The following is a 19,211-nucleotide window of genomic DNA, read 5'->3' as shown; positions in this document are numbered from 1 at the left end:
CGGCCCCCCCCCCCCCGGCCCGGGGTTGGGGGGGGGGGGGGCGCGGCGGCCCGGGGGCGGGGGCCGTCGCGCCGGACGCGGTACGACGGCGCGGGTCAGTCGTCCAGGATGTGGGTGCCGAGCCGACTGACCATGACGGGGTCGCGGTGGTCGAAGAAGAGCGATTCCCCGGTGTCCAGGGCGGCGACGGCCGCCATCTCCTCGGCGGCTAGCTCGAAGTCGAAGACGTCGAGGTTCTCGGCCATGCGCTCGGCCCGCACCGACTTGGGGATCACCACCACGTCGCGCTGGATGAGCCAGCGCAGGACCACCTGCGCCACGGACTTGCCGTGCGCGGCCGCGATCTTGCTGAGCTCGGGGTGGGTGAAGAGGTCGTTGCGACCCTCCGCGAAGGGGCCCCACGACTCGATCTGCACCCCTCGCTCGCGCATCAACTCCTGGTCGGCGGTGCGCTGGTGGAAAGGGTGGGTTTCCACCTGGTTGACGGCCGGCGCGATCTCGTTGTGGTCGATCAGGTCGACGAGCCGGTCACCGTGGAAGTTGGAGACTCCGATGGCCCGGACGAGGCCCTGGTGGAGCAGGGCCTCCATGGCGCGCCAGGAACCGTAGACGTCACCGTAGGGCTGGTGGATCAGGTAGAGGTCGAGGTGGTCCAGGCCCAGCTTGCGCAGGGAGGTCTCGAAGGCACGCCGGGCCTTGTCCTCGCCGGCGTCGGAGACCCACAGCTTGGTGGTGACGAACAGGTCCTGCCGGGGAATGCCGCCGGCGCTGATCGCCCGGCCTACGGCTTCCTCGTTGCCGTAGGCGGCCGCGGTGTCGAAAGAGCGGTAACCGGCGGCGAGGGCGTCGCTGACGGCCCGTTCGGTCTGCTCGGCCGGGATCTGGTAGACGCCGAATCCGAGGACGGGCATCTCGACGCCGTTGTTCAGTGTGACGGTCCGCATGCGGGGTTCCTTCCGTGCGGTGCTGTGGACGGGCGCGGCGGTCGGCGTTCGGGAGTCAGCCGTGTCGGCGCCCGAGACCGGGCTTGCAGTGGTACCCGCCGCGCCACGGCGTCTCCCGGACCGGTGCTCCACATGGGCTCGTGACGGGGCGGGCCGCCCACCGGATCGTGTGCGACTTCGGCGATTCGTCCTGGATTCATGCGGTACGACTTCCGCATGATGGGCGGGCCCGGGCTCCTCCCGGCCCCGCCCCTCCCCGGAAGGCTCCGCCATGACGCGTACCCGCCGCAGAACCGCGCTCCTGATCGCCGCGCTCGCCCTATGCACCCTGCCGCCGGTCCACTCGGCACCGCGCGCCGAGGCCGCCGACCCCGTCCGCTGTGCCCCCGGCGCCTTCCCCGTACGCCCCGGCGCCCCGGACGGAGCGCCGCAGGGGCAACTCGTCGCGCTCCGGCCGGACGCCGGTCCCCGCGACGGCGGCACCCAGCTCGCCCTCACGGGGACCGGTCTCACCCCCTACACCCGGGTGCTCCTCGGCACCCTGGGCCCCGACGGCTGCCTCACCGGCCGCGAGGCCATGGACGTGGTGCTGCTCAGCGACACGTCCCTCTTCGCCGTTGCCCCCCAGTGGCCCGCGGCAGCGACCGTCTCCGTCTACGCGGCCACCCCGTGCGGGCAGATCACCAACGGGCTCGCCTTCTCCTACCTCGGCTGAGACCGCCCGGAGAGCGTTCCACCCGGGCCGGGGGAAGAAGGAGACCCCGCCTGCCGTGCCGGATTCCCGTCACCCTGTGCGGAGCATTCCTCACCCGCCGTGCGCCGGGCCGTGTACGCGTGCACCGGCCGGGCGGGCGCCGCTCCCGCCGGAGCGCGCCCGGCGGGGCCCCTCCGCATACTGGATGGGACAGAACGACGGGTGGAAGGGGCGCCTCGTGCCATCGGTCCGGCCGGGGGGCGACGCCCGCGGCGGCCCGTTCCCGTCCGAGCCGGGCACCCTGCTCGAACACGTGGCGGTAGCCGTCTTCGGCCTCGGCGACGACGGTCTCGTCCACTACTGGGGGCCGGGCGCCCGGGACCTCTTCGGCCACGAGGCGGCCGCCGCCCTGGGACGGCCCGGCGCCCTGCTCTTCGCGGCCGAGCCCGACGGCCCGCGCGGCCGCGACGGCACCGGCGGCCCCGAACACACCGGCGCCCCTGAGCACACCGGCGGCCTCCTCGGCCCCGTTTCCTCCGGCGTCACCGCCGCCGACATCTGCGCCGCCCTCGTGGAGCGGGCCCGTACCCGGGGCTACTGGCGGGGCCGGCTCACCGCTCGGCACCGGGACGGCACCTCCTTCGCGTGCGGCTTCCGGGTGTTCCCCGTACAGGGCGCCGACGGACGGTCCGTGGTGATGGGCCTGGCGAGCCGCAGCGACGAACTGGACCGGGTCAAGACCAACCTGGCCTTTCTCGACGCCCTCTTCGAGACCTGCCCCATCGGGCTGGTCATGCTCGACGAGGACCTCCGCTACGTCCACCTCAACCAGGCGCTGGCGGACATGGACGGCATCCCCGTGGCGGAGCACGTCGGGCGGCCCGTGGACGAGATCATGATCATGTCCGACGGCGGCGAGTACCGGCGCATGGTCCGGGCCGTCGCCGACGGCGGGGCGCCGGTCGTGGGGACCCTGGTGGGGCTGCGCACCACGGGCCATCCGGACCGGGACCAGGTACGGTCGGTCAGCTTCTTCCCGCTCAGCGGGGTCGCCGGTTCCCGCCCGGGCGTGGGCGGGCTGATGGTGGACGTGACGGACCGCGAGCGGGCCATTCTGGAAGCCACCGCCGCCCGCAGTCGCCTCGCCCTGCTGGACCGGGCCTCCGCGCGCCTCGGGACCACCCTGGACCTGCGCCGCACGGCGCAGGAGCTGGTCGACGTCGTGATGCCGGACTTCTGCGACGGCGCCGTGGTCGAAGTGGTGGAGTGGATGGACGAGGCGGAGCAGTTCGACCCCGGCCGGCCGCTGATCACCCGCCGGATCGCCTCGGGGACGGTCCTGCCGCCGCCGGCCACCGAGCTCGTCAGCGGAGTGGAGCGCGTGCGGTACCCGCCCGGTTCCGTCATCCACGACATGCTGCGCACGGGCCGGCCGGTGTCCGCCGTGGTCGACGCGGACTTCCTCGCGCGGACCGTCCTCGTCGAGTCCCGCGCCCGGCTCCTGTCCGAGAGCGGGGTGGCGTGCATCCTCGTCGCCCCGCTCATCGCCCGGGACACCGTGCAGGGGCTCGCCATCTTCGGCCGGTCCGCGAACCGGCCCCCCTTCACCGGGGACGACCTCGCCCTGGGCGGCGAACTCGCCTCGCGGGCCGCGATCTGCCTGGACAACGCTCGTCTCTACGGGCGCGTCCAGGACATCTCGCTCACCCTCCAGCGGGCCCTGCTGCCCGATGTCCTGAGGACGGGCCCGTACGTGGACGTGGCCCACCGCTACCTGCCCGGCAGCCGCATCACCGAGGTCGGCGGAGACTGGTACGACGTGATCGGCCTGCCGGACGACCGGGTCGCGCTCGTGGTGGGCGACGTGATGGGCCACGGCGTCCCCGCCGCCACCGACATGGGCCGGCTCCGCATCACCACCAAGGCTCTGGCCGCGCACCACGCACGCCCCGACGGGCTGCTCGCCGAGCTCGACGCCTGCGCCCAGGAGGCCGGCATCGAGCTGGCGACGTGCCTCTACCTCGTCTACGACGCGACGACCGGCCGCGCCCTGATCGCCGGAGCGGGCCACCCGCCACCCCTGGTGCTCCGGCCGGACGGCACGGTCGACACCATCGACGAGGTCCTGGGCGTCCCCCTCGGTGTCGGGGGCCTGCCCTTCCGGACCGTGGAGCGGGCACTGCCCGAGGGCGCGGTGCTCGTCCTCTACACCGACGGCCTCATCGAATCCCGCGGCCGGGACATCGGCGCGGGTCTCGAAGCGCTGCGCGCCGAAGTGCGCCGGTCGGCCGGGCCGCTGGAGACGATGGCGGACCGCATCCTGACGAACCTGCTGCCCGACCCGCCCACCGACGACACCGTGCTCGTCCTGGCCCGCGTCCACCGCAGCCGACCCGGACCGGCGGCAGGGCCGGCGGACCGGGTCGCGGGCCCCGGCGCGGATCCGGCTACAGGTTCAGCCGGGCGTTGACCAGGTAGCGGACCTGCTCGGACAGCTCCTCCCCGCGGGCGCCGCCCCCGGCGCGGCGCAGCTCGCGCTGGAGCGCCTGCTCGGTGCGCAGCACCGTGTTGCGGGGTACCGGTACCCGCTGTCCGGGCTTCTCGGTGAACGGCTGGAGCTCCGCGGCCACGACCTGGGCGTCGTCGGACGCGCCGTGGCGGAGCGAGAGGAACACCCGGGAGAGCCAGTCGGCCGGGATCTTCACCATGAAATCATCCATAACGGCACAACGACCGACCGCCGCGACCGTGACGGACCTGCCGCGGACGGGCCGGGGGCCGCGGTGCGGTCCGTGGACCGCCGCCCGCGACCTCCCCGGTACCGACGACGGCCGGCGCCGCGCGAAGCGGTGCCGGCCGTCGGGTCGGCACGGGTCAGGCGTCGTCGCCCCGGGCCGCGGCGCCGACGAGCTCTTCGAGCAGGTCCTCCATGGTGACGAAGCCCAGCACGGCGTCCGCGGTGCCCGTCACGGCGGCCAGGTGCGTGCCCGCCGCCCGCATAGCGGTCATCGTGTCGTCGAGCGGGGTGTCGAGGGACACCTTGGTGATCGGGTGGAGGGCGCTGCGCGGGAAGGGCGCGGTGCGGTCGGTCGCCGCGAGGGCGTCCTTGATGTGCAGGTAGCCCAGGATCTGCGCGTCGGGTCCGGCGACCGGCAGCCGGGAGTAGCCGTGCTGTGCGGCGGTCCGCTCCAGGGCGCGGGGGGTGATGTCGTGGCCGACCGTCACGACCCGGTCCAGCGGGACCATGATGTCGCCGACCGGCCGCTTGCCGAGTTCGAGCGCGTCGCGCAGGCGTTCGCCGTCCTCGGGGGCGAGGAGGCCGGCGGCACTGGAGTCCTTGACGAGGCGGGCGAGTTCGTCGTCGGTGAAGACGGAGCCGACTTCGTCCTTGGGTTCGACCTTCAGCAGGCGCAGCAGGACGTTGGCGAGGGCGTTGATGCCGAAGACGAAGGGCCGCAGCGCCCGGGTGAGGGCGACGAGCGGCGGGCCCAGGAGGAGCGCGGTGGGTACCGGGGCGGCGAGGGCGATGTTCTTGGGGACCATTTCGCCGACCAGCATGTGGAGGTACGTCGCCAGGGTGAGGGCGATGACGAAGGCGATCGGGTGGATCAGTGCTTCGGGTACGCCGATGGCTGCGAAGGGGGGTTCCAGGAGGTGGGCGATGGCGGGTTCGGCGACGGCGCCCAGGACGAGGGAGGAGACGGTGATGCCGAGCTGGGCGGTGGCCATGACCGCGGAGAGGTGTTCGAGTCCCCACAGGGTGGTCCTGGCCCGGAGGTTGCCCTTGGCCGCCGCGGGTTCGATCTGGCTGCGGCGTACGGAGATCAGGGCGAACTCGGCGCCGACGAAGAAGGCGTTGGTGATCAGGGTGAAGGCACCGATCAGCAGCTGGATCGCGGTCATCGGCCCTGCTCCTGGGGGGTGGTGGCGGTGGCGGCCGGGGGCGCCGTGACGTTGACCCGGTCGGCGCGGTGGTGGTCGACCTCGAGCACGGACAGTTCCCACCCCTCGACGCTGAGGGTGTCGCCCTCGGCGGGGATCCTCGCCAGCTCGGTGGCGATCAGCCCGGCGAGGGTCTCGTACGGGCCCTCGGGAACGTCGAAGCCGATCTCCTCCAGCTCGTCGAGCCGGACGCTGCCGTCGGCCTTCCACACGCGGCGGCCGTCGTGTTCCGGGGCCTCGATCAGGTCGGGGGCCTCCAGCGGGTCGTGCTCGTCGCGGACCTCGCCGACGACCTCCTCGACGATGTCCTCGACCGTGGCGACGCCGGCGGTGCCGCCGTACTCGTCGATGATCACGGCCATGGTGCGCGAGCGTCGCAGCCGCCCGAGGAGGGTGTCGACGGGCAGGGAGTGCGGCACCATCAGCGCGGACGTCATGAGGTCGGCGACCGGGGTGACCGGGCGCTTGTCCTCGTCCAGGGCCAGGACGTCGCGGACGTGGACGGTGCCGACGACCTCGTCGAGGGTGTCGCGGTAGACGGGGAACCGGGACAGGCCGGTCGCCAGCGTCAGGTTCGCGGCGTCGGCGGCCGTGGCCTGCAGTTCCAGGGCCTGGACGTCCACGCGCGGGGTCATCACGTTCTCCGCGGTCAGCTCGGCCAGGTGCAGGGTCTTCACGAAGAGCTCGGCGGAGTCCGCCTCGATCACGCCTTCGCGAGCGGAGTGCCGGGCGAGGGCCACGAGCTCTTCCGGGGTGCGGGCGGAGGCCAGCTCCTCGGCGGGCTCCAGGCCGAAGCGGCGCACGAGGCGGTTCGCGGTGTTGTTCAGGTGCCGGATCAGCGGGGCGAACGCGGCCGTGAAGCCGCGCTGCGGCCCGGCGACGACCTTCGCGACGGCCAGCGGGCGCGAGATCGCCCAGTTCTTCGGTACCAGCTCGCCGACCACCATCAGGACGACCGTCGAGAGCGCGACGCCCAGCACGGTCGCCGTGGTGGAGACGGCGCCGGCGGGCAGGCCGGCCGCCTCCAGGGGGCCGCGCAGCAGCGCGGAGACGGAGGGCTCGGCGAGCATGCCGATCACCAGTGAGGTCACGGTGATGCCCAGCTGGGCACCGGACAGCTGGAAGGTCAGGCGCTTGGCGGCCTTCAGGGCGCTTTCGGCGCCCCGCTCACCCGCCTCGGCGGCACGTTCGAGCTCACTTCGCTCGACCGTCGTCAGCGAGAACTCGGCGGCCACGAACACGGCGCAGGCCAACGTCAGGGCGAGGGCGAGGAGCAGCAACAGGATTTCGGTCACCGTGCCACCCCCGTTCCCGTCGCGAGAATCTGCGGGCAGGTCGTGGCACGGCCTGGACTGGGAGGTTCACCCATTGCGGGTCTACTGCTCCTTCTTCTACTCGGTGGGCCGCCGTGCGGCGGCCCTGCGGGGTTGCGCGGTGGGGAGGGTCCCCGCCCCAATCGTAAAGGGCGGGCAAAGGTGCGACGTCAGGCACCCCGCTCCCCATGTGTCTACAGCTCTGTAGACAGGGCGAGAGCGGACCGTTTCACCTGACCACCGTTCGGGTGAAGCGGGATCCGAGGCCGCGTCTCATCACATCTTCTTTTCTTCATACGCATACATTCTTGGCCTGTCCGGGCACCCCGGGCCGAGGCCCGGCCGACGGCGGCGTCCCGGCCCCGGTTGCCGGTGTTGCGGTCCGAACCCCGACCGGGAGAGTGCCACCCATGCGTTCTCGTATCGCCGCGGCTGCCCTGATCGCCGCCCTCTGCCTGCCCCTCGCCGCGTGTACGTCGGCCGATCCCGCCGGACCCGTCCTGGGGGCCGCGGGCCCCCAGCCGCAGTCCGCGGCGCGGGCCGTCCCCGAGGCGCTCCGCTTCACGGCGAAGACCGTCGACGGCTCGGCCTTCGACGCGGGGGCGCTGGCGGGCAAGCCCGTGCTGCTGTGGTTCTACGGGGCGACCTGCGCCGAGTGCCCCGCCCAGGCCGTCGAGACCGCCGCGCTCGCCGACCGGCACCTGGGCCGCGTCCACGTGGTCGCGGTGGCCGGACCGGGCGCCGGCTCCGGCCTCCAGGGCTTCACCGCTCCCGCGGCGGGGGGCTCCCTGACCCATCTCGCCGACCCGCGGCACGCGCTGCGCGACCGCTTCCGCGCCGAGGGGGTCAACACGTACGTCCTCCTCGACGAGGACGGCGAGGACGTCTACCGGGGCAACGGCGCCGACACGGTAAGCCTGGACCGCGAGCTGGCCGCGCTCGTCGGCTAGGCCGTCTCCTTCGGATCTTGTCGGCCGGGTCCGCGTGGTCCGGTGCCGTGCGTCGGAAGGCGGAGGGGGCCGAGTAGGAGCGAGCAGGGCGGCCACCCGGCGCGGCACCGGATCCGCTGCCGCGCAGTGGGCGAGGGCCGCGTCGGGGGCGCCCCGCGTGACCAGAGCCGCCTTCCGGTCCGGCAGCCCGGCCAGCGCGCGCAGCGCTTCGCGGCGCACGCGGAAGTGCCGCCAGCGATACCGCCGATCCCGGAGATGCCCGGCCAGGAGCGCCGGGACGACGGCCAGCTCAGCCGCCCCCTTCCTCGTCGGTCCGGGCGAGGAGACCGCGCAGCAGCTGTTCGTCCCCCGGTGGGAGCGAGGTGACGAAGCTGGCGAGCACCGCCTGCCGGTCGGCCTCGCCGTCGAGCACCTTGCGCATCCGCAATGCGGCGAGCCCAGCCCCGTCGGCGACGGGGATCCAGTCGAACGAACGGCCCGCGCGCTCGCGGGCGACCGCGCCCTTGGCGTGCAGCCGCGTGAGGATCGTCATCACCGTGGTGTAGGCGAGTGTCCCGGGGAGCCGCTCCCGCACCCAGGCCGCCGTGACCGGTCCCGGCGCACCGCCGAGGACGGCGAGGACCTGAGCCTCCAGCTCGCCCTGGCCCCGTCGTGGCGGCAGCGCGTCCCCCGCGCCGTGCCCGGTTCTCATCCTCAGGCCTCCCGTCCGGGGATCGCGCGTTCCACGTGAAGTGCGGCCCCTCGTACTGAGCCCGCGGGAACCCCCCGCCGGACGGCGGGGACCGGCCGGGCCGCCGGGCAGCCGCGCCGGCCGTGGGTCCGTACCGCCTCCGGGGTCAGGCGGGCCGCTCCCCCGTGCCCGGGCTCCGGTCCGCCGGCCCGTCCGCGAACCCGTCCGCGTTCCGCTCAGGCGTCCGCTCCGGGCTCCCGTCCGGCGCTGCGCCCGCCGGTGCGGCGGTCCCCGGGACCGTCCCCGGAACCGGGTCCTCGTCGTTCTTCTCCGCCGCTTCCTCGGCGGCGCGCACCTGCGCGGCGAACTCCTTCTCCGAGATGCGCTCCAGCGTGCCGCCGTGCCGCCGGGCGAGGTCGTCGCCGGGCCGCGGCGAGGACTCGCGCAGGTCCACCACGAGCAGCGAGGCCCCCTCGTCGACCCGGCTGCTCAGCATGATCAGGCCCGCGCCGCCCTCCAGCAGCTGCTGGTTCTCGGCTGCGCCCCCGAGGGCCGCGCCCGCCGCCGTACCGAGCAGCACGCCGAGCGGGCCGCCCAGCAGGCCGACGAGACCGCCGACCAGCCCGGCGCCCGCCGTCGTGATCCCGGCGCCGCTGACATGGCTCTCCGGTACGTCGAGCAGCCCGTCGGCCGAGCGTTCCACGACCGCCGCCTGCCGCAGCCCCGGCAGGTCCAACGCCTCCCGGAACGCCGCACGGCCGGCGGCCGGCCCGGTGAACGAGATCAGCAGCACCTGATGGCTCTCCGCCATGTCGCATGTCCTCCTGCACTTCCCGGCGAGCACTCCCTGGTCCCCCCAGTGGAACCCGCGGCCGCGCCGCCCGCCTTCCGCGACACGCCACCGCCCGCGCGGCCCCCCTCCCCTCCCGCCCGCCACCAATCCGCCGTCCCGGGCGCTACGAAGAACGGATGAACGGGCCGCCGGGCATCCGGCAAGGCGACCAGCCGCCCCGGATCCTGGAGGACGTGTGATGAGGGCCGTTGCCGACCGGTTGGCGGAGCTGCTGGATCACTTCTTCGCCGGTCCGCTGCCGGTGCGCCTGCGCGCGTGGGACGGGACGGAGGCGGGCCCCGCGGACGCCCCCGTGGTCGCCCTGCGTTCCCCGCGGGCCCTGCGCCGGCTGCTGTGGCAGCCGGGCGAGCTGGGGCTCGCCGAGGCCTACGTCACCGGTGACCTCGACATCGAGGGCGATCTGGCGGAGGGGCTCAGCGCGGCCTGGCAGTCCGTGCGCGACCACGGCCGCGTCCGGCCCACCGGCGCCGGGTGGGCCCGGGTCACGAGCCTCGCCGTGGGCCTGGGCGTGGTCGGCCTGCCGCCGCGCGCGCCGGACGCGCCGCGGGCCCGGCTCGGCGGGCGGCTCCACAGCTCCGCCCGCGACCGGGCCGCGATCAGCCACCACTACGACCTGTCGAACGCGTTCTACGGGCTCCTGCTCGACCCGTCTATGGCCTACTCGTGCGCCTACTGGACCCGGCCCGGCGACCCCGCGTACGGCCTGGAGCAGGCGCAGCACGACAAGCTGGAGCTGGTCTGCCGCAAGCTCGCGCTCCGCGAGGGATCCCGGCTGCTGGACGTCGGCTGCGGCTGGGGCTCGCTGAGCCTGCACGCCGCCCGCTTCCACAAGACGCGGGTGACGGCGGTCACCCTTTCCCGCCGGCAGCGCGACTTCGTCGCGGAACGGGTGGCGCGCGAGGGACTCGGCGACCTGGTCGACGTCGAGCTGCGCCACTACCGCACCATCGACACCGGCGGGTACGACGCCGTCTCGGCCATCGAGATGGGTGAGCACGTCGGCGACGCCGAGTACCCGGCGTTCGCCGCGCTGCTGCACGGCGCGCTGCGGCCGCACGGCCGCCTGCTCGTACAGCAGATGTCCCGCGGCGCCAACGCGCCGGGCGGCGGTGCGTTCATCGAGGCGTACATCGCCCCCGACATGCACATGCGGCCCGTGGGCCGGACCGTCGGGGTCCTGGAGGGGGCCGGTCTCGAGGTCCGCTCGGTCGAATCCCTGCGCGAGCACTACACGCGTACCATCGACGCCTGGCGCGGGACGCTCGAGGACCGGTGGGGCGAGTTCGACGCCCTGGTCGGCGAGACGACCGCTCGCGTCTGGCGGCTGTACCTGGCGGGCAGCTCGCTGGCCTTCGCCGAACGGCGCATGGGGGTGGACCAGATCCTCGCCGTACGGCCCGGGCGCGACGGAGGGTCCGGCATGGCGCCCACGCCCGCCGACTGGTACCGGGCTGCGGAGGAGGCGCGTTGAGACGTACGAGAACAGGGGAGGACGCGATGGAGCCGACGACGGCGGACGCGCACGACGCGCTCGCGGTCCGCTGGGCGCCCTTCGCGCCCCGGGCCGCCGTGCTGGTGCTCAACGGCGGCCGGGCGGACGCCCTGGAGGCGCCGCCCCGGCTGAACCTTCCCGCCCTGCGGATGCGGCCGGTCGCCACCGGCATCGTCCGCGCCACCCAGCACGACCACGTCCTGGTCGGACACGTGCGCTACCGGCACCGCGGCTGGAACGGCGGGCGGGCGGACGCGCTCCAGGACGCCCGGGAGGCCCTGCGGGCCCTGCTGCGTACGGCGGGCGACGTCCCGGTGGTGCTCGTGGGGCACTCCATGGGGGGTCGCGCGGCGCTGCGTCTGGCCGGCGACCCGCACGTGAACGGGGTCGTCGCCCTCGCGCCCTGGTGCCCGCCCGGCGACCCGGTCGACCAGTTGCGCGGCCGGCGCGTCGCCGCCCTCCACGACCCGGCCGACCGCGTCACGTCGGCGCGGGAGACCTGGGACCTCCTCGACCGCGCCGACCGGATCGGCGCGCACACCCTCGCGGTGCCCATGGCGGCCGGGGGCCACGCCATGCTGCGCGACGCCCGTGCCTGGCACCGCACCACCACGTCCCTGACGCTCGGACTCCTCGGACTGGCGCCACTGCCGGCCGCCCTGGCCGGCCGGGTTCAGCGGGGCAGCGCGGAGTAGTAGCGGCGGCAGGCGCGGAGCATGCCCTCGTCGGACAGGGTGAACACGTCGACGAAGTCACGCTGCTGCGGCGAGAGCCGGCCCATCGCGACGACGCAGTCCCCCTCGGCGACGATCCGGACGATGTCGTGGCGCGCGCCGTGCGTCCCGGCGCCCTCCAGGTCGGGTCCCAGCGGGCCGGCGTGCAGCAGGGAGCCGTAGCCGTCGAGGTCGCCGCTGTCGAGGTAGTGGTACGCAAGGCGTACGTGGTCGACCCCCGAGTCGGTGATGACGGAGCTGGGCGGGATCCGCCCGGTGTACCGACGGTTCATGGGACGTCCTTTCGTACGGCCGCGTCCCCTCCGGAAGGCGGCAGGTACACCCTGCGCCAGAGGCGCAACTCGGGGCTATCCCCGCCCTATCACCAGCGCGGGCGCCGCCGGAGCCGTCCACCGGCCACGATGGCCGGAACTGGCACCCCCCGCGGCCCCCACGAAATCTCCACACCATGGACAACCGGAGACGTGTTCGGGAAGACTGATCCCCCGCTCCACCCGTATTCCCTCCCGGCTCGACCGTGTCGTGCACACGGTGCGAGCGGGATCAGGCACGCCCCAGCTGGGAGACTCATGACCGTTTCGCCCGGCGGGGTTCCGCCGACCCCGGACGCGGTGGTTTTCCGGATCCTCGGACCGTTACAGGTGGCCGGCCACGCCGGGCCGGTGCGCATCCCCCCGGGCCGGCAGGAGGTCATCCTCGCCGCGCTGCTGCTGGAGGCGAACCGGGTGGTCAGCACGGACTACCTGGTCGACCTGATCTGGGACGACGAACCCCCGGACACGGCGCGCACACAGGTGCAGATCTGCGTGTCCCGGCTGCGCAAACTGTTCAGTTCGGCGGCGATCGCCGCCGCCATCACCACCCGGCCCCCGGGGTACGTCCTCAAGACCGAGGGCGACCTGGTCGACGCCGCGATGTTCGCCCGTACGGTGGCCGAAGCCCGCGCGCTGGCCAAGCAGGGCGGACTGACCGGCGCGGTGGAACTGCTCCGTGCGGCGGCCGAGTTGTGGCAGGGCGACTGCCTGAGCGGGGTGTCCAGCGAGACGCTGCGCAGCAAGGCGCTGCAGCTGGACGAGGAGCGGCTCACCGCGGCCGAGACCCGCATCGAGCTGGAACTCGACCTGGGCCGCCACCACCAGCTGGTCGGGGAGATCCAGCTGCTGGTACGGGTCCACCCGCTGCGGGAGCGGCTGCGCGGGCAGCTGATGCTGGCCCTGTACCGCTCGGGCCGGCAGGCCGAGGCCCTGGAGAGCTACCGGGTCGGGCGCGAACTGCTGGTGGAGGAACTGGGTTTGGAGCCGGGCGGCGAGCTGCGGGCGCTGGAGTCGGCGATCCTTGCGGGCGAGGTCCCACCGCCGTTCCGTCCGGCCGCGGGCGGCTACGGCGGAGCGGTGGAGGCCGCCGGCACCGACGACGCGGGGCCGGCGGTGCCGGCCTCCGGGGCGGGCCCGGCGACCGGCACGGGTTCCGGTGCGACGGCCGCGGACCACGGCCCGGCCGCCGCTCCCGGCGAGCCGTCCGGGGCCGGGCCGGGCCGTGGGCCCGCGCTCCCGGCGACGGACGGGGCGGCCGCGTACCGGGACGAGGTCCCGCGCCAGCTCCCGGCCGACACGTCGGACTTCGTCGGCGACGAGGAGCAGATCGACCGGATCGAACGGGCGCTGCTGGGCGAGGGCGGCCGACGCGCCGTCGGGCTGGCCGTGGTGGTGGGCAAGCCCGGTACGGGCAAGTCCACGCTGGCCACGCACATCGCCCACCGCCTCAGCGAAACCGGCTTCCCCGACGGCCAGTTGTACTGCGACCTGAGGGGCACCGGGGCTCCCGCGACCTCCGCCGAGGTATTGGGCCGGTTCCTGCGGGCGCTCGGCATTCCCGGGGCGGTGATCCCCGAGTCCCAGGACGAGCGGGCCGAGATGTACCGGACCCTGATGGCCTCCCGCCGGGTGCTGGTCGTACTGGACGACGCGGCGTCCGAGAGCCAGATCCGGCCGCTGCTGCCCGGCAGCCGCAGCTGCGCGGTGCTGGTCACCAGCCGGGTCCGGCTCACCGGGCTGCCCGGCGCGCACCGGGTCGAGCTCGACGTCATGAGCACCGAGCACGCGCTGGAGCTGCTGGTCCGGGTGATCGGCGCGGACCGGGTGCAGCGCGAGGGGGCGGCGGCCGAGGCGCTGATCCGTACCGTGGGCGGCCTGCCGCTGGCGCTGCGGATCGTGGCCGCCCGGCTGGCGGCCCGCGCGCACTGGACACTGGCCTCGATGGTGCACCGTCTCGCCAACGAGCGGCACCGCCTGGACGAGCTGACCCACGGCGAGATGACGATGCGGGCCAGTCTCTCGCTCACGCACGACGGGCTGGCCGCCCCGGACCGCCGGCTGCTGCGGCTGCTGAGCCTCGCGAAGGGTCCGACGCTGCCGGGCTGGCTGGCCGGGGCGCTGCTCGACGACGACCGGCCCTTCCCCTCCGACCTCCTCGAACCGCTGGTCGACGTACAGATGCTGGACGTCGTCGGAGTCGAGTCCACCGGGGGTTTCCGCTACCGGTTCCACGAGATCATCCGGGTGTTCGCGCGGGAGCAGCTCGCCGAGCACGACGAGCCGGCCACCCAGACGGCGGCGCTCGGCCGGATGCTGGGCGGCTGGCTCTCGCTGGCCGAGCAGGCACACCGGCGCATCTACGGCGGGGACTTCACGGTGCTGCACGGCAGCGCTCCGCGCTGGGAGCCGCCGGCCGCCTGTGTCGACGAACTGCTGGTGGACCCGCTGGAGTGGCTGGAGAGCGAGCACGCCAACCTGGTGCAGGCCGTGGAACACGCCGCCGAGGCGCGGATGGACGAGCTGTGCTGGGACCTGGCGACGACCCTGACGACCCTGTTCGAGGGCCGGGGCTACTTCGACGAGTGGGAGCGCACGCACCGGCTGGCCCTGGAGGCCGTCCGGGCCGCCGGGAACACGCGCGGCACGGCCGCCCTGCTCAGCTCGCTCGGGGTGCTGCACCTCGGCCGGAGCCAGAAGGAGGAGTCCCGGACGGCGCTCACGGCGGCGCTCGGGCTGTTCCAGGAGCTGGACGACCGCCACGGGCTGGCCCTGTGCCATCGGGACCTGGCCCTGTTGGAGCGGATGCGGGGCAACGAGGAGGGCGCGCTCACCCTGTACGACCGGGCGCTGCGGGATTTCGACCGGGTCGGTGACGTGGTGGGCCGGGCCATCGTCCTGACGCAGAGCGCGCAGATCTGGATGGTGCGCGGACAGTCCTCGGCCGCGCAGGACCGGCTGGACGAGGCGCTCGGCATCTACCGCTCGGTGGGGTACACGGGCGGTCAGGCGCGGACGCTGCGGCGGGCGGGTCAGCTGTTGCAGTCCCAGGGCGAACACGAGCGCGCGGTACGGACGTTCAGCGAGGTGCTGGAACTGTGCCGGGACAGTGGGGACGTGATCGGAGAGGGGCACCTGCTGCGGGACCTGGGGCACGCGCACGCGGAGCTGGGGCGGGGCGAGTCGGCCCGGGGGTTCTACGCCCAGGCGCTGTCGGTGCGCGAGCAGATCATGGACCAGGGAGGTGCGGCGGTGGTCCGGCTGGACTTGGCGCGGCTGCTGATGGCGGGCGGCAACTCCCGTGAGCGCTCGCGCTCCCGCGAGCTGCTGGAGAGCTCGGTCCGGGTCTTCCGCGAGCGTCGGATGGATACGGAACTGGCCGAGGCGGAACGCCTGTTGGGCTCCGGGCTGTCGCCCTCCCGGACGATCGGTCCGGTCCTGGGCCAGGCGCTGATGCCGCTCGTGGGTTCGGCGCTCGACGCGGCCCTGGGCTCAGCGCCGGTTTCGTCCGTGCACCCGGCCCTGGGCACGGGCGCCGTGCGCGCACCGGCTACGGGGTCCGCGGCCGGGGTGTGACGTCGGTCTTGCGTCGGTACGGCATCACAGGCGGCTGACGCCGGCTTCGCACCGCGGGGATCCCGCGTCGGGGGCCGGCGTGGCCGGTCCGGCGCCCGCGGTCCGGCGTCGGGGTGCCGCATCGCCTGGGTGGCTTGCTGTGGTGCTCTCCGGAGCGTGGCCGCGGCGGGCAGCGCCTCGGGCTCCGGCCGCCCCGGGGAGTCGGCGGGGGGTCAGTCCCACGGGTTGGTGTCGGTGGAGGTGCTCGGCGAGGGGGTGGCCGTCGGGCCGGTGACGCCGGCGGTGGTGGCCGGGGTGGCCGGTCCGTCGGCTTGGGCGACCTGGGTGCCGAGCACGGCCGCTCCGGCGATGGCGACGGTGACGAGGGCGGTGCGGAAGGCGGTGGCGAGCGTCATTTCTGGGTCCCTTCATCGGTGCGCTCCGGGTTTTCCGGGGCGCTTCCTTCGTTCTGGGCACCACGTTAGGAACAGCCGGAATCCCCGCACCGACCCCGCTCCTATCCCCGCGCTATCACGGTTCTGGAGACGCGACAGGCGCGGCGTTGACCGGTGATAGCGGCGTCGTGGACGACCACCGGCGGGGCCGGACGGAGATAGGACCGCCTGCCGGGGGCGGTTCGCGCGGCGATGCCGGGGCGATAGCGCGCTGCCGACGATGGGAAGCAGGAACCGGGCCGGCTCACCCCAGGCCCAGCCGTTCCCCACCACCACCGCCGGGAGCGCACATGAACAGCACGGCTGACGTCGCCGCCGCCCTCACTTCGGTACGGGACACCCCCCGTCTGGGCATGCTCATCAGGACCCACCGGCTGCGGATAGGCCTCACGCAGCGGGAGCTGGCCGACCTGTCCACGATCAGCGTGCGGGCCATCCGCGACCTGGAGCAGGGCAAGGCGAGACGGCCCCGCCCCGACACGGTGCGCCTGATGGCGGACGCGCTGCGGCTGGGTGCCCGGGCCCGGGCCGCGCTGGAGGCCGCCGCCCAGCAGGGCCGGGCGACGGGGGCGGGCTGGGAGCAGCCTCCGGCGCCGCCGACCGCGCTGCACCCGATGATGGGGCGGGACGCCGAGGCGTCGGTGCTGGAGCGGGAGCTCGCCTCGGGGGCCGAACGCCTGGTCCACCTGGTGGGGCTGACCGGGGTGGGCAAGACCCGGCTGGCGCTGGCGGTCGCCGAGCGGCTGCACGGCGCCGGGCTCCCGGTGCTCTGGTACGCCTTCCCCGGCGCGGCGGCCGACCACCTGGGCTGCCCGCAGGGCGAGCCGGCGGCCCTGGTCGCGGCGGCGGTGGCCGAGCTGCACGCCCCGGCCCCCGCCCCTGAGCACGCCGGCGGCGGCACCCGTACGGACGGCGACCGCGGCGGCCACGGCGCCGACGGCGGCGTCCTGTCCGGCGCCGTCGACTCCCTCGCCGAACTGCTGGGCGACCAGGCGGCGCTGCTGGTCCTCGACGGCGCCCCGGCGGGTCCGCCCCGGTTCGACCGGCTGACCGGGCTGCTGCGCGCGTGCCCGGGGCTGCGGTTGCTGGTCACCTCCGACCAGCCGTGGGAGGTACCCGGGGAGCGGATCTTCCTGCTGGCTCCGCTGGAGGTGCCGGCCGCGGGTGCGGTGGATCCGGCGGCCCCGGCGGTCCGGGTCTTCCTCGACCACGTCCGGCGGGTACGGCCCGAGTTCGCGCCGACGCAGGCCGACGCCGAACGGGCCACTCGGGTCTGCCGGGGGCTGGACGGGCATCCCGGGGCGCTGGCCGCGGCCGCCTCCTGGCTGGTGGTGTGCGACCTGACCGCCCTGTGCCGCAGCCTCGACGAGGACCCGGTGGCCCTGCTCGACCACCTCGGCGGACGGGCGGGCACGGCCGGTTTCCGGGAGGCCCTGGGGCACCGGCTGGCCCGGCTCTCGCCCGCCGCCCGCGCACTGTTGGAGGCGCTGTGCGCGGGCGCCGGCGACGAGTTCGACCTGGCCGGGATCACCGCCCTGACCGAGGTTCCCGGCCGGCCCGGCCCCGGCCTGGCCGAGGCCGGCCGGATGCTGCGCGAGCTGCTGATCAGCGGTGTCGTACGGGCCGCGCACGAGGGCGGCACCTCCCGGTTCCGGGTGCTGGGCCTGGTCCGGGCAGCCTGCCGGGCGCCGCGTGCGGCTGCCGCCACTGCCGCCTGAACTGCTCGCCGAGTGCCGGAGCAACTGCCGCAGGGGCCGGGGGCCCGCGGGTTGGATGGCGTACGGCCGGACCACGCAGCAGATCTCGTACCCGCACGTGAACAGAGCTCGACCGCCCGCCACGGAGACCATTTTGAGGAGCCCGCGCATGTCCACCGAGCCGTCTGAACAGAGCAGCGCCGCGCACGGGCCGGCCGCTGTGCGGCTGCCCCTGTCGGCGGCGCAGCGCGACATCTGGATGGCCCACGGGCTGGATGCGTCCGGCTGCCGCTACAACATCGGGGAGTACCGGGAGATCCTGGGCGACCTGGACGCGGGACTGCTCGCCCGGGCCTGGTACCAGCTGGCCCGTGAGGCGGACTGCCTGCGCATCCGCGGCACCGGGTCGGACGGGGACGGGGGCGGGGACGGCGCCGGTGACGGTGGCCTGTGGCAGCTGGTCCACCCCGAACCGGGCGATCGCGCGCTGGAGTTGCTGGACCTCAGCGGCGAGGCCGACCCCGCCGGGGCCGGCCGGGCGTGGATGTCGGCGGAGCTGGCCCGCCCGTTCGACCTGGAGGGCGGATGGCTGACCCGCCACGTCCTGATCGCCGCGGGTACGACGGAGCAGGGCGAGCGCCGGTGGTTCTACTTCCACGCCTTCCACCACCTGGCCGTCGACGGCATGGGCATCGCCCTGATGGACCGGCGGCTGGTCGAGCTGTACGAGCGGGCCGCGGCCGGTGAGCCCTGGGGGCCGAGCCCGTTCGGGTCGATGGCGGACCTGCTGGCCGAGGACGAGGCGTACCGGACGTCGCCGGAGGCGGCCGCCGACCGGGCGCACTGGGCGGAGCACCTCGCCGGGCTGCCGCAGACCCCCCGGCTCGGCGAGGGCCGCAGCGGGCGTACGGCGCCGGGTGCGCTGCCGTTCGTACGACGGACGGTGGTCCTGCCGCCGGCGCGGGCGGACCGGCTGCGCGAGGTGGCGCGGGCCCACCGGGCACCGTGGACGATGCTGGTGATCGCGCTGGTCGGGGCCTACGTGCACCGGGTGGGCGGGAGCACCGAACCGGTGCTGGGCCTGCCGGTGACGGGCCGGCGTACGGAACTGGCCCGGCGCACGCCGGGCATGATGTCGAACGTGGTGCCCCTGCGGGTGCCGGTGGCGCCCGACGGGACGCCGGCCGAGCTGCTGGCGGTGGTGGTCGGGGAGACCCGGCGCGGGCTGGCGCACCAGCGCACCCGGTACGAGGACATCTGCCGGGAGCTCGGTCTGGGCGAGGCGGAGCGGCGGATCTCGGCTCCGCTCGTCAACATCATGGCGTTCACCCCGGGCATGCGGTTCTGCGGGTTCCCGACCACGCAGCACAACCTGAGCAACGGGCCGGTGGAGGACCTGGCGGTCGGCGTCTACGACCTGGGACCGGAGGGCGGGCTGCGGATCGACTTCGACGCGGCTCCCGAGGTGTGCGACCTCGCGGCGGTGGCCGGGCATCAGGACCGGTTCCTGCGGTTCGTCGAGCGGACCGTCGAGGCGATGGAACTGCCGCTCTCGGAGCTGGAGTTGCTGAGCGGGGCCGAGCGGCGCCAGGTGCTGGAGG

General features: G+C 74.7%; 16 protein-coding genes. 8 read left to right on the top strand and 8 right to left on the bottom strand.

What is annotated here, in order from left to right:
- Window positions 1-95: 95 nt before the first annotated feature.
- Window positions 96-944, bottom strand: a complete 849-nt coding sequence (locus ACFWW8_RS28130) for an aldo/keto reductase (protein WP_386532658.1) — start codon at window positions 942-944, stop codon at window positions 96-98.
- Window positions 945-1,215: 271 nt separating this feature from the next.
- Between ACFWW8_RS28130 and ACFWW8_RS28125 the strand changes: the two genes are divergently transcribed.
- On the top strand, window positions 1,216-1,659 hold the full coding sequence (locus ACFWW8_RS28125) for a hypothetical protein (protein ID WP_386532656.1): 444 nt from the start codon (window positions 1,216-1,218) through the stop codon (window positions 1,657-1,659).
- Window positions 1,660-1,876: 217 nt separating this feature from the next.
- Window positions 1,877-4,108 carry a SpoIIE family protein phosphatase gene (locus ACFWW8_RS28120; RefSeq protein WP_386532653.1) on the top strand — a complete coding sequence of 744 codons (2,232 nt, stop codon included), beginning with the start codon at window positions 1,877-1,879 and terminating at the stop codon, window positions 4,106-4,108.
- On the opposite strand, the gene ACFWW8_RS28115 is transcribed toward ACFWW8_RS28120, so the two are convergent.
- The 3 genes from ACFWW8_RS28115 to ACFWW8_RS28105 form a co-directional block, all read right to left on the bottom strand.
- Window positions 4,086-4,346 (bottom strand): hypothetical protein, encoded by a 261-nt coding sequence (locus ACFWW8_RS28115; RefSeq protein ID WP_386532650.1) that lies wholly within the window; start codon window positions 4,344-4,346, stop codon window positions 4,086-4,088. The genes ACFWW8_RS28120 and ACFWW8_RS28115 overlap by 23 nt on opposite strands.
- Window positions 4,347-4,512: 166 nt before the next feature.
- Window positions 4,513-5,541, bottom strand: a complete 1,029-nt coding sequence (locus ACFWW8_RS28110) for a hemolysin family protein (protein WP_386532647.1) — start codon at window positions 5,539-5,541, stop codon at window positions 4,513-4,515.
- Entirely contained in the window at window positions 5,538-6,875 is a 1,338-nt protein-coding gene (locus tag ACFWW8_RS28105; protein WP_386532646.1) for a hemolysin family protein, read from the bottom strand. The genes ACFWW8_RS28110 and ACFWW8_RS28105 overlap by 4 nt, the downstream gene beginning before the upstream one ends.
- A 428-nt stretch (window positions 6,876-7,303) precedes the next feature.
- Here ACFWW8_RS28105 and ACFWW8_RS28100 point away from each other — a divergent pair, with 428 nt between their 5' ends.
- Window positions 7,304-7,843 (top strand): TlpA family protein disulfide reductase, encoded by a 540-nt coding sequence (locus ACFWW8_RS28100; protein WP_386532643.1) that lies wholly within the window; start codon window positions 7,304-7,306, stop codon window positions 7,841-7,843.
- Between the two features lie 289 nt (window positions 7,844-8,132).
- Here the strand turns inward: ACFWW8_RS28100 and ACFWW8_RS28095 are convergent, their stop codons facing one another.
- Together ACFWW8_RS28095 and ACFWW8_RS28090 are read right to left on the bottom strand one after the other, a co-directional pair.
- On the bottom strand, window positions 8,133-8,534 hold the full coding sequence (locus tag ACFWW8_RS28095) for a BlaI/MecI/CopY family transcriptional regulator (protein WP_386532642.1): 402 nt from the start codon (window positions 8,532-8,534) through the stop codon (window positions 8,133-8,135).
- A 145-nt stretch (window positions 8,535-8,679) separates the two neighbouring features.
- Window positions 8,680-9,324 carry a histidine kinase gene (locus ACFWW8_RS28090; protein ID WP_386532641.1) on the bottom strand — a complete coding sequence of 215 codons (645 nt, stop codon included), beginning with the start codon at window positions 9,322-9,324 and terminating at the stop codon, window positions 8,680-8,682.
- Between the two features lie 220 nt (window positions 9,325-9,544).
- Here ACFWW8_RS28090 and ACFWW8_RS28085 point away from each other — a divergent pair, with 220 nt between their 5' ends.
- Together ACFWW8_RS28085 and ACFWW8_RS28080 are read left to right on the top strand one after the other, a co-directional pair.
- Window positions 9,545-10,837: a class I SAM-dependent methyltransferase gene (locus ACFWW8_RS28085; RefSeq protein ID WP_386532638.1), complete on the top strand. Its 1,293-nt coding sequence runs from the start codon at window positions 9,545-9,547 to the stop codon at window positions 10,835-10,837.
- Window positions 10,838-10,863: 26 nt separating this feature from the next.
- Entirely contained in the window at window positions 10,864-11,553 is a 690-nt protein-coding gene (locus ACFWW8_RS28080; protein ID WP_386532636.1) for an alpha/beta fold hydrolase, read from the top strand.
- On the opposite strand, the gene ACFWW8_RS28075 is transcribed toward ACFWW8_RS28080, so the two are convergent.
- Window positions 11,532-11,864, bottom strand: a complete 333-nt coding sequence (locus ACFWW8_RS28075; protein ID WP_386532633.1) for a nuclear transport factor 2 family protein — start codon at window positions 11,862-11,864, stop codon at window positions 11,532-11,534. The genes ACFWW8_RS28080 and ACFWW8_RS28075 overlap by 22 nt on opposite strands.
- 297 nt (window positions 11,865-12,161) lie before the next feature.
- Between ACFWW8_RS28075 and ACFWW8_RS28070 the strand changes: the two genes are divergently transcribed.
- A complete protein-coding gene (locus tag ACFWW8_RS28070; protein WP_386532631.1) occupies window positions 12,162-15,479 on the top strand; it encodes a BTAD domain-containing putative transcriptional regulator in 3,318 nt (1,105 codons plus the stop codon).
- Between the two features lie 212 nt (window positions 15,480-15,691).
- Here the strand turns inward: ACFWW8_RS28070 and ACFWW8_RS28065 are convergent, their stop codons facing one another.
- Window positions 15,692-15,874, bottom strand: coding sequence for a hypothetical protein (locus ACFWW8_RS28065; RefSeq protein WP_386532628.1), 183 nt, complete (start codon window positions 15,872-15,874; stop codon window positions 15,692-15,694).
- 329 nt (window positions 15,875-16,203) lie between these two features.
- Here ACFWW8_RS28065 and ACFWW8_RS28060 point away from each other — a divergent pair, with 329 nt between their 5' ends.
- Complete coding sequence (locus ACFWW8_RS28060; protein WP_386532626.1) at window positions 16,204-17,631, top strand: helix-turn-helix domain-containing protein; 1,428 nt, start codon at window positions 16,204-16,206, stop codon at window positions 17,629-17,631.
- Between the two features lie 148 nt (window positions 17,632-17,779).
- The coding region (locus tag ACFWW8_RS28055; protein ID WP_386532623.1) for a condensation domain-containing protein at window positions 17,780-19,211 on the top strand (1,432 nt) is incomplete at its 3' end.

The organism is Streptomyces sp. NPDC058701, assembly GCF_042715295.1.
Lineage (GTDB): Bacteria > Actinomycetota > Actinomycetes > Streptomycetales > Streptomycetaceae > Streptomyces.
The sequence above is the reverse complement of the archived record's forward strand: the minus strand, read 5'-3'. Positions and strand labels throughout refer to the sequence as shown.

What these genes read in the sequence shown, in the direction of transcription:
- ACFWW8_RS28110 (WP_386532647.1), bottom strand. Translation starts at nt 5,541, where the DNA reads ATGACCGCGATCCAGCTGCTGATCGGTGCCTTCACCCTGATCACCAAC.
- ACFWW8_RS28085 (WP_386532638.1), top strand. Translation starts at nt 9,545, where the DNA reads ATGAGGGCCGTTGCCGACCGGTTGGCGGAGCTGCTGGATCACTTCTTC.
- ACFWW8_RS28125 (WP_386532656.1), top strand. Translation starts at nt 1,216, where the DNA reads ATGACGCGTACCCGCCGCAGAACCGCGCTCCTGATCGCCGCGCTCGCC.
- ACFWW8_RS28095 (WP_386532642.1), bottom strand. Translation starts at nt 8,534, where the DNA reads ATGAGAACCGGGCACGGCGCGGGGGACGCGCTGCCGCCACGACGGGGC.
- ACFWW8_RS28065 (WP_386532628.1), bottom strand. Translation starts at nt 15,874, where the DNA reads ATGACGCTCGCCACCGCCTTCCGCACCGCCCTCGTCACCGTCGCCATC.
- ACFWW8_RS28090 (WP_386532641.1), bottom strand. Translation starts at nt 9,324, where the DNA reads ATGGCGGAGAGCCATCAGGTGCTGCTGATCTCGTTCACCGGGCCGGCC.
- ACFWW8_RS28100 (WP_386532643.1), top strand. Translation starts at nt 7,304, where the DNA reads ATGCGTTCTCGTATCGCCGCGGCTGCCCTGATCGCCGCCCTCTGCCTG.
- ACFWW8_RS28080 (WP_386532636.1), top strand. Translation starts at nt 10,864, where the DNA reads ATGGAGCCGACGACGGCGGACGCGCACGACGCGCTCGCGGTCCGCTGG.
- ACFWW8_RS28130 (WP_386532658.1), bottom strand. Translation starts at nt 944, where the DNA reads ATGCGGACCGTCACACTGAACAACGGCGTCGAGATGCCCGTCCTCGGA.
- ACFWW8_RS28070 (WP_386532631.1), top strand. Translation starts at nt 12,162, where the DNA reads ATGACCGTTTCGCCCGGCGGGGTTCCGCCGACCCCGGACGCGGTGGTT.
- ACFWW8_RS28060 (WP_386532626.1), top strand. Translation starts at nt 16,204, where the DNA reads ATGAACAGCACGGCTGACGTCGCCGCCGCCCTCACTTCGGTACGGGAC.
- ACFWW8_RS28115 (WP_386532650.1), bottom strand. Translation starts at nt 4,346, where the DNA reads ATGGTGAAGATCCCGGCCGACTGGCTCTCCCGGGTGTTCCTCTCGCTC.
- ACFWW8_RS28075 (WP_386532633.1), bottom strand. Translation starts at nt 11,864, where the DNA reads ATGAACCGTCGGTACACCGGGCGGATCCCGCCCAGCTCCGTCATCACC.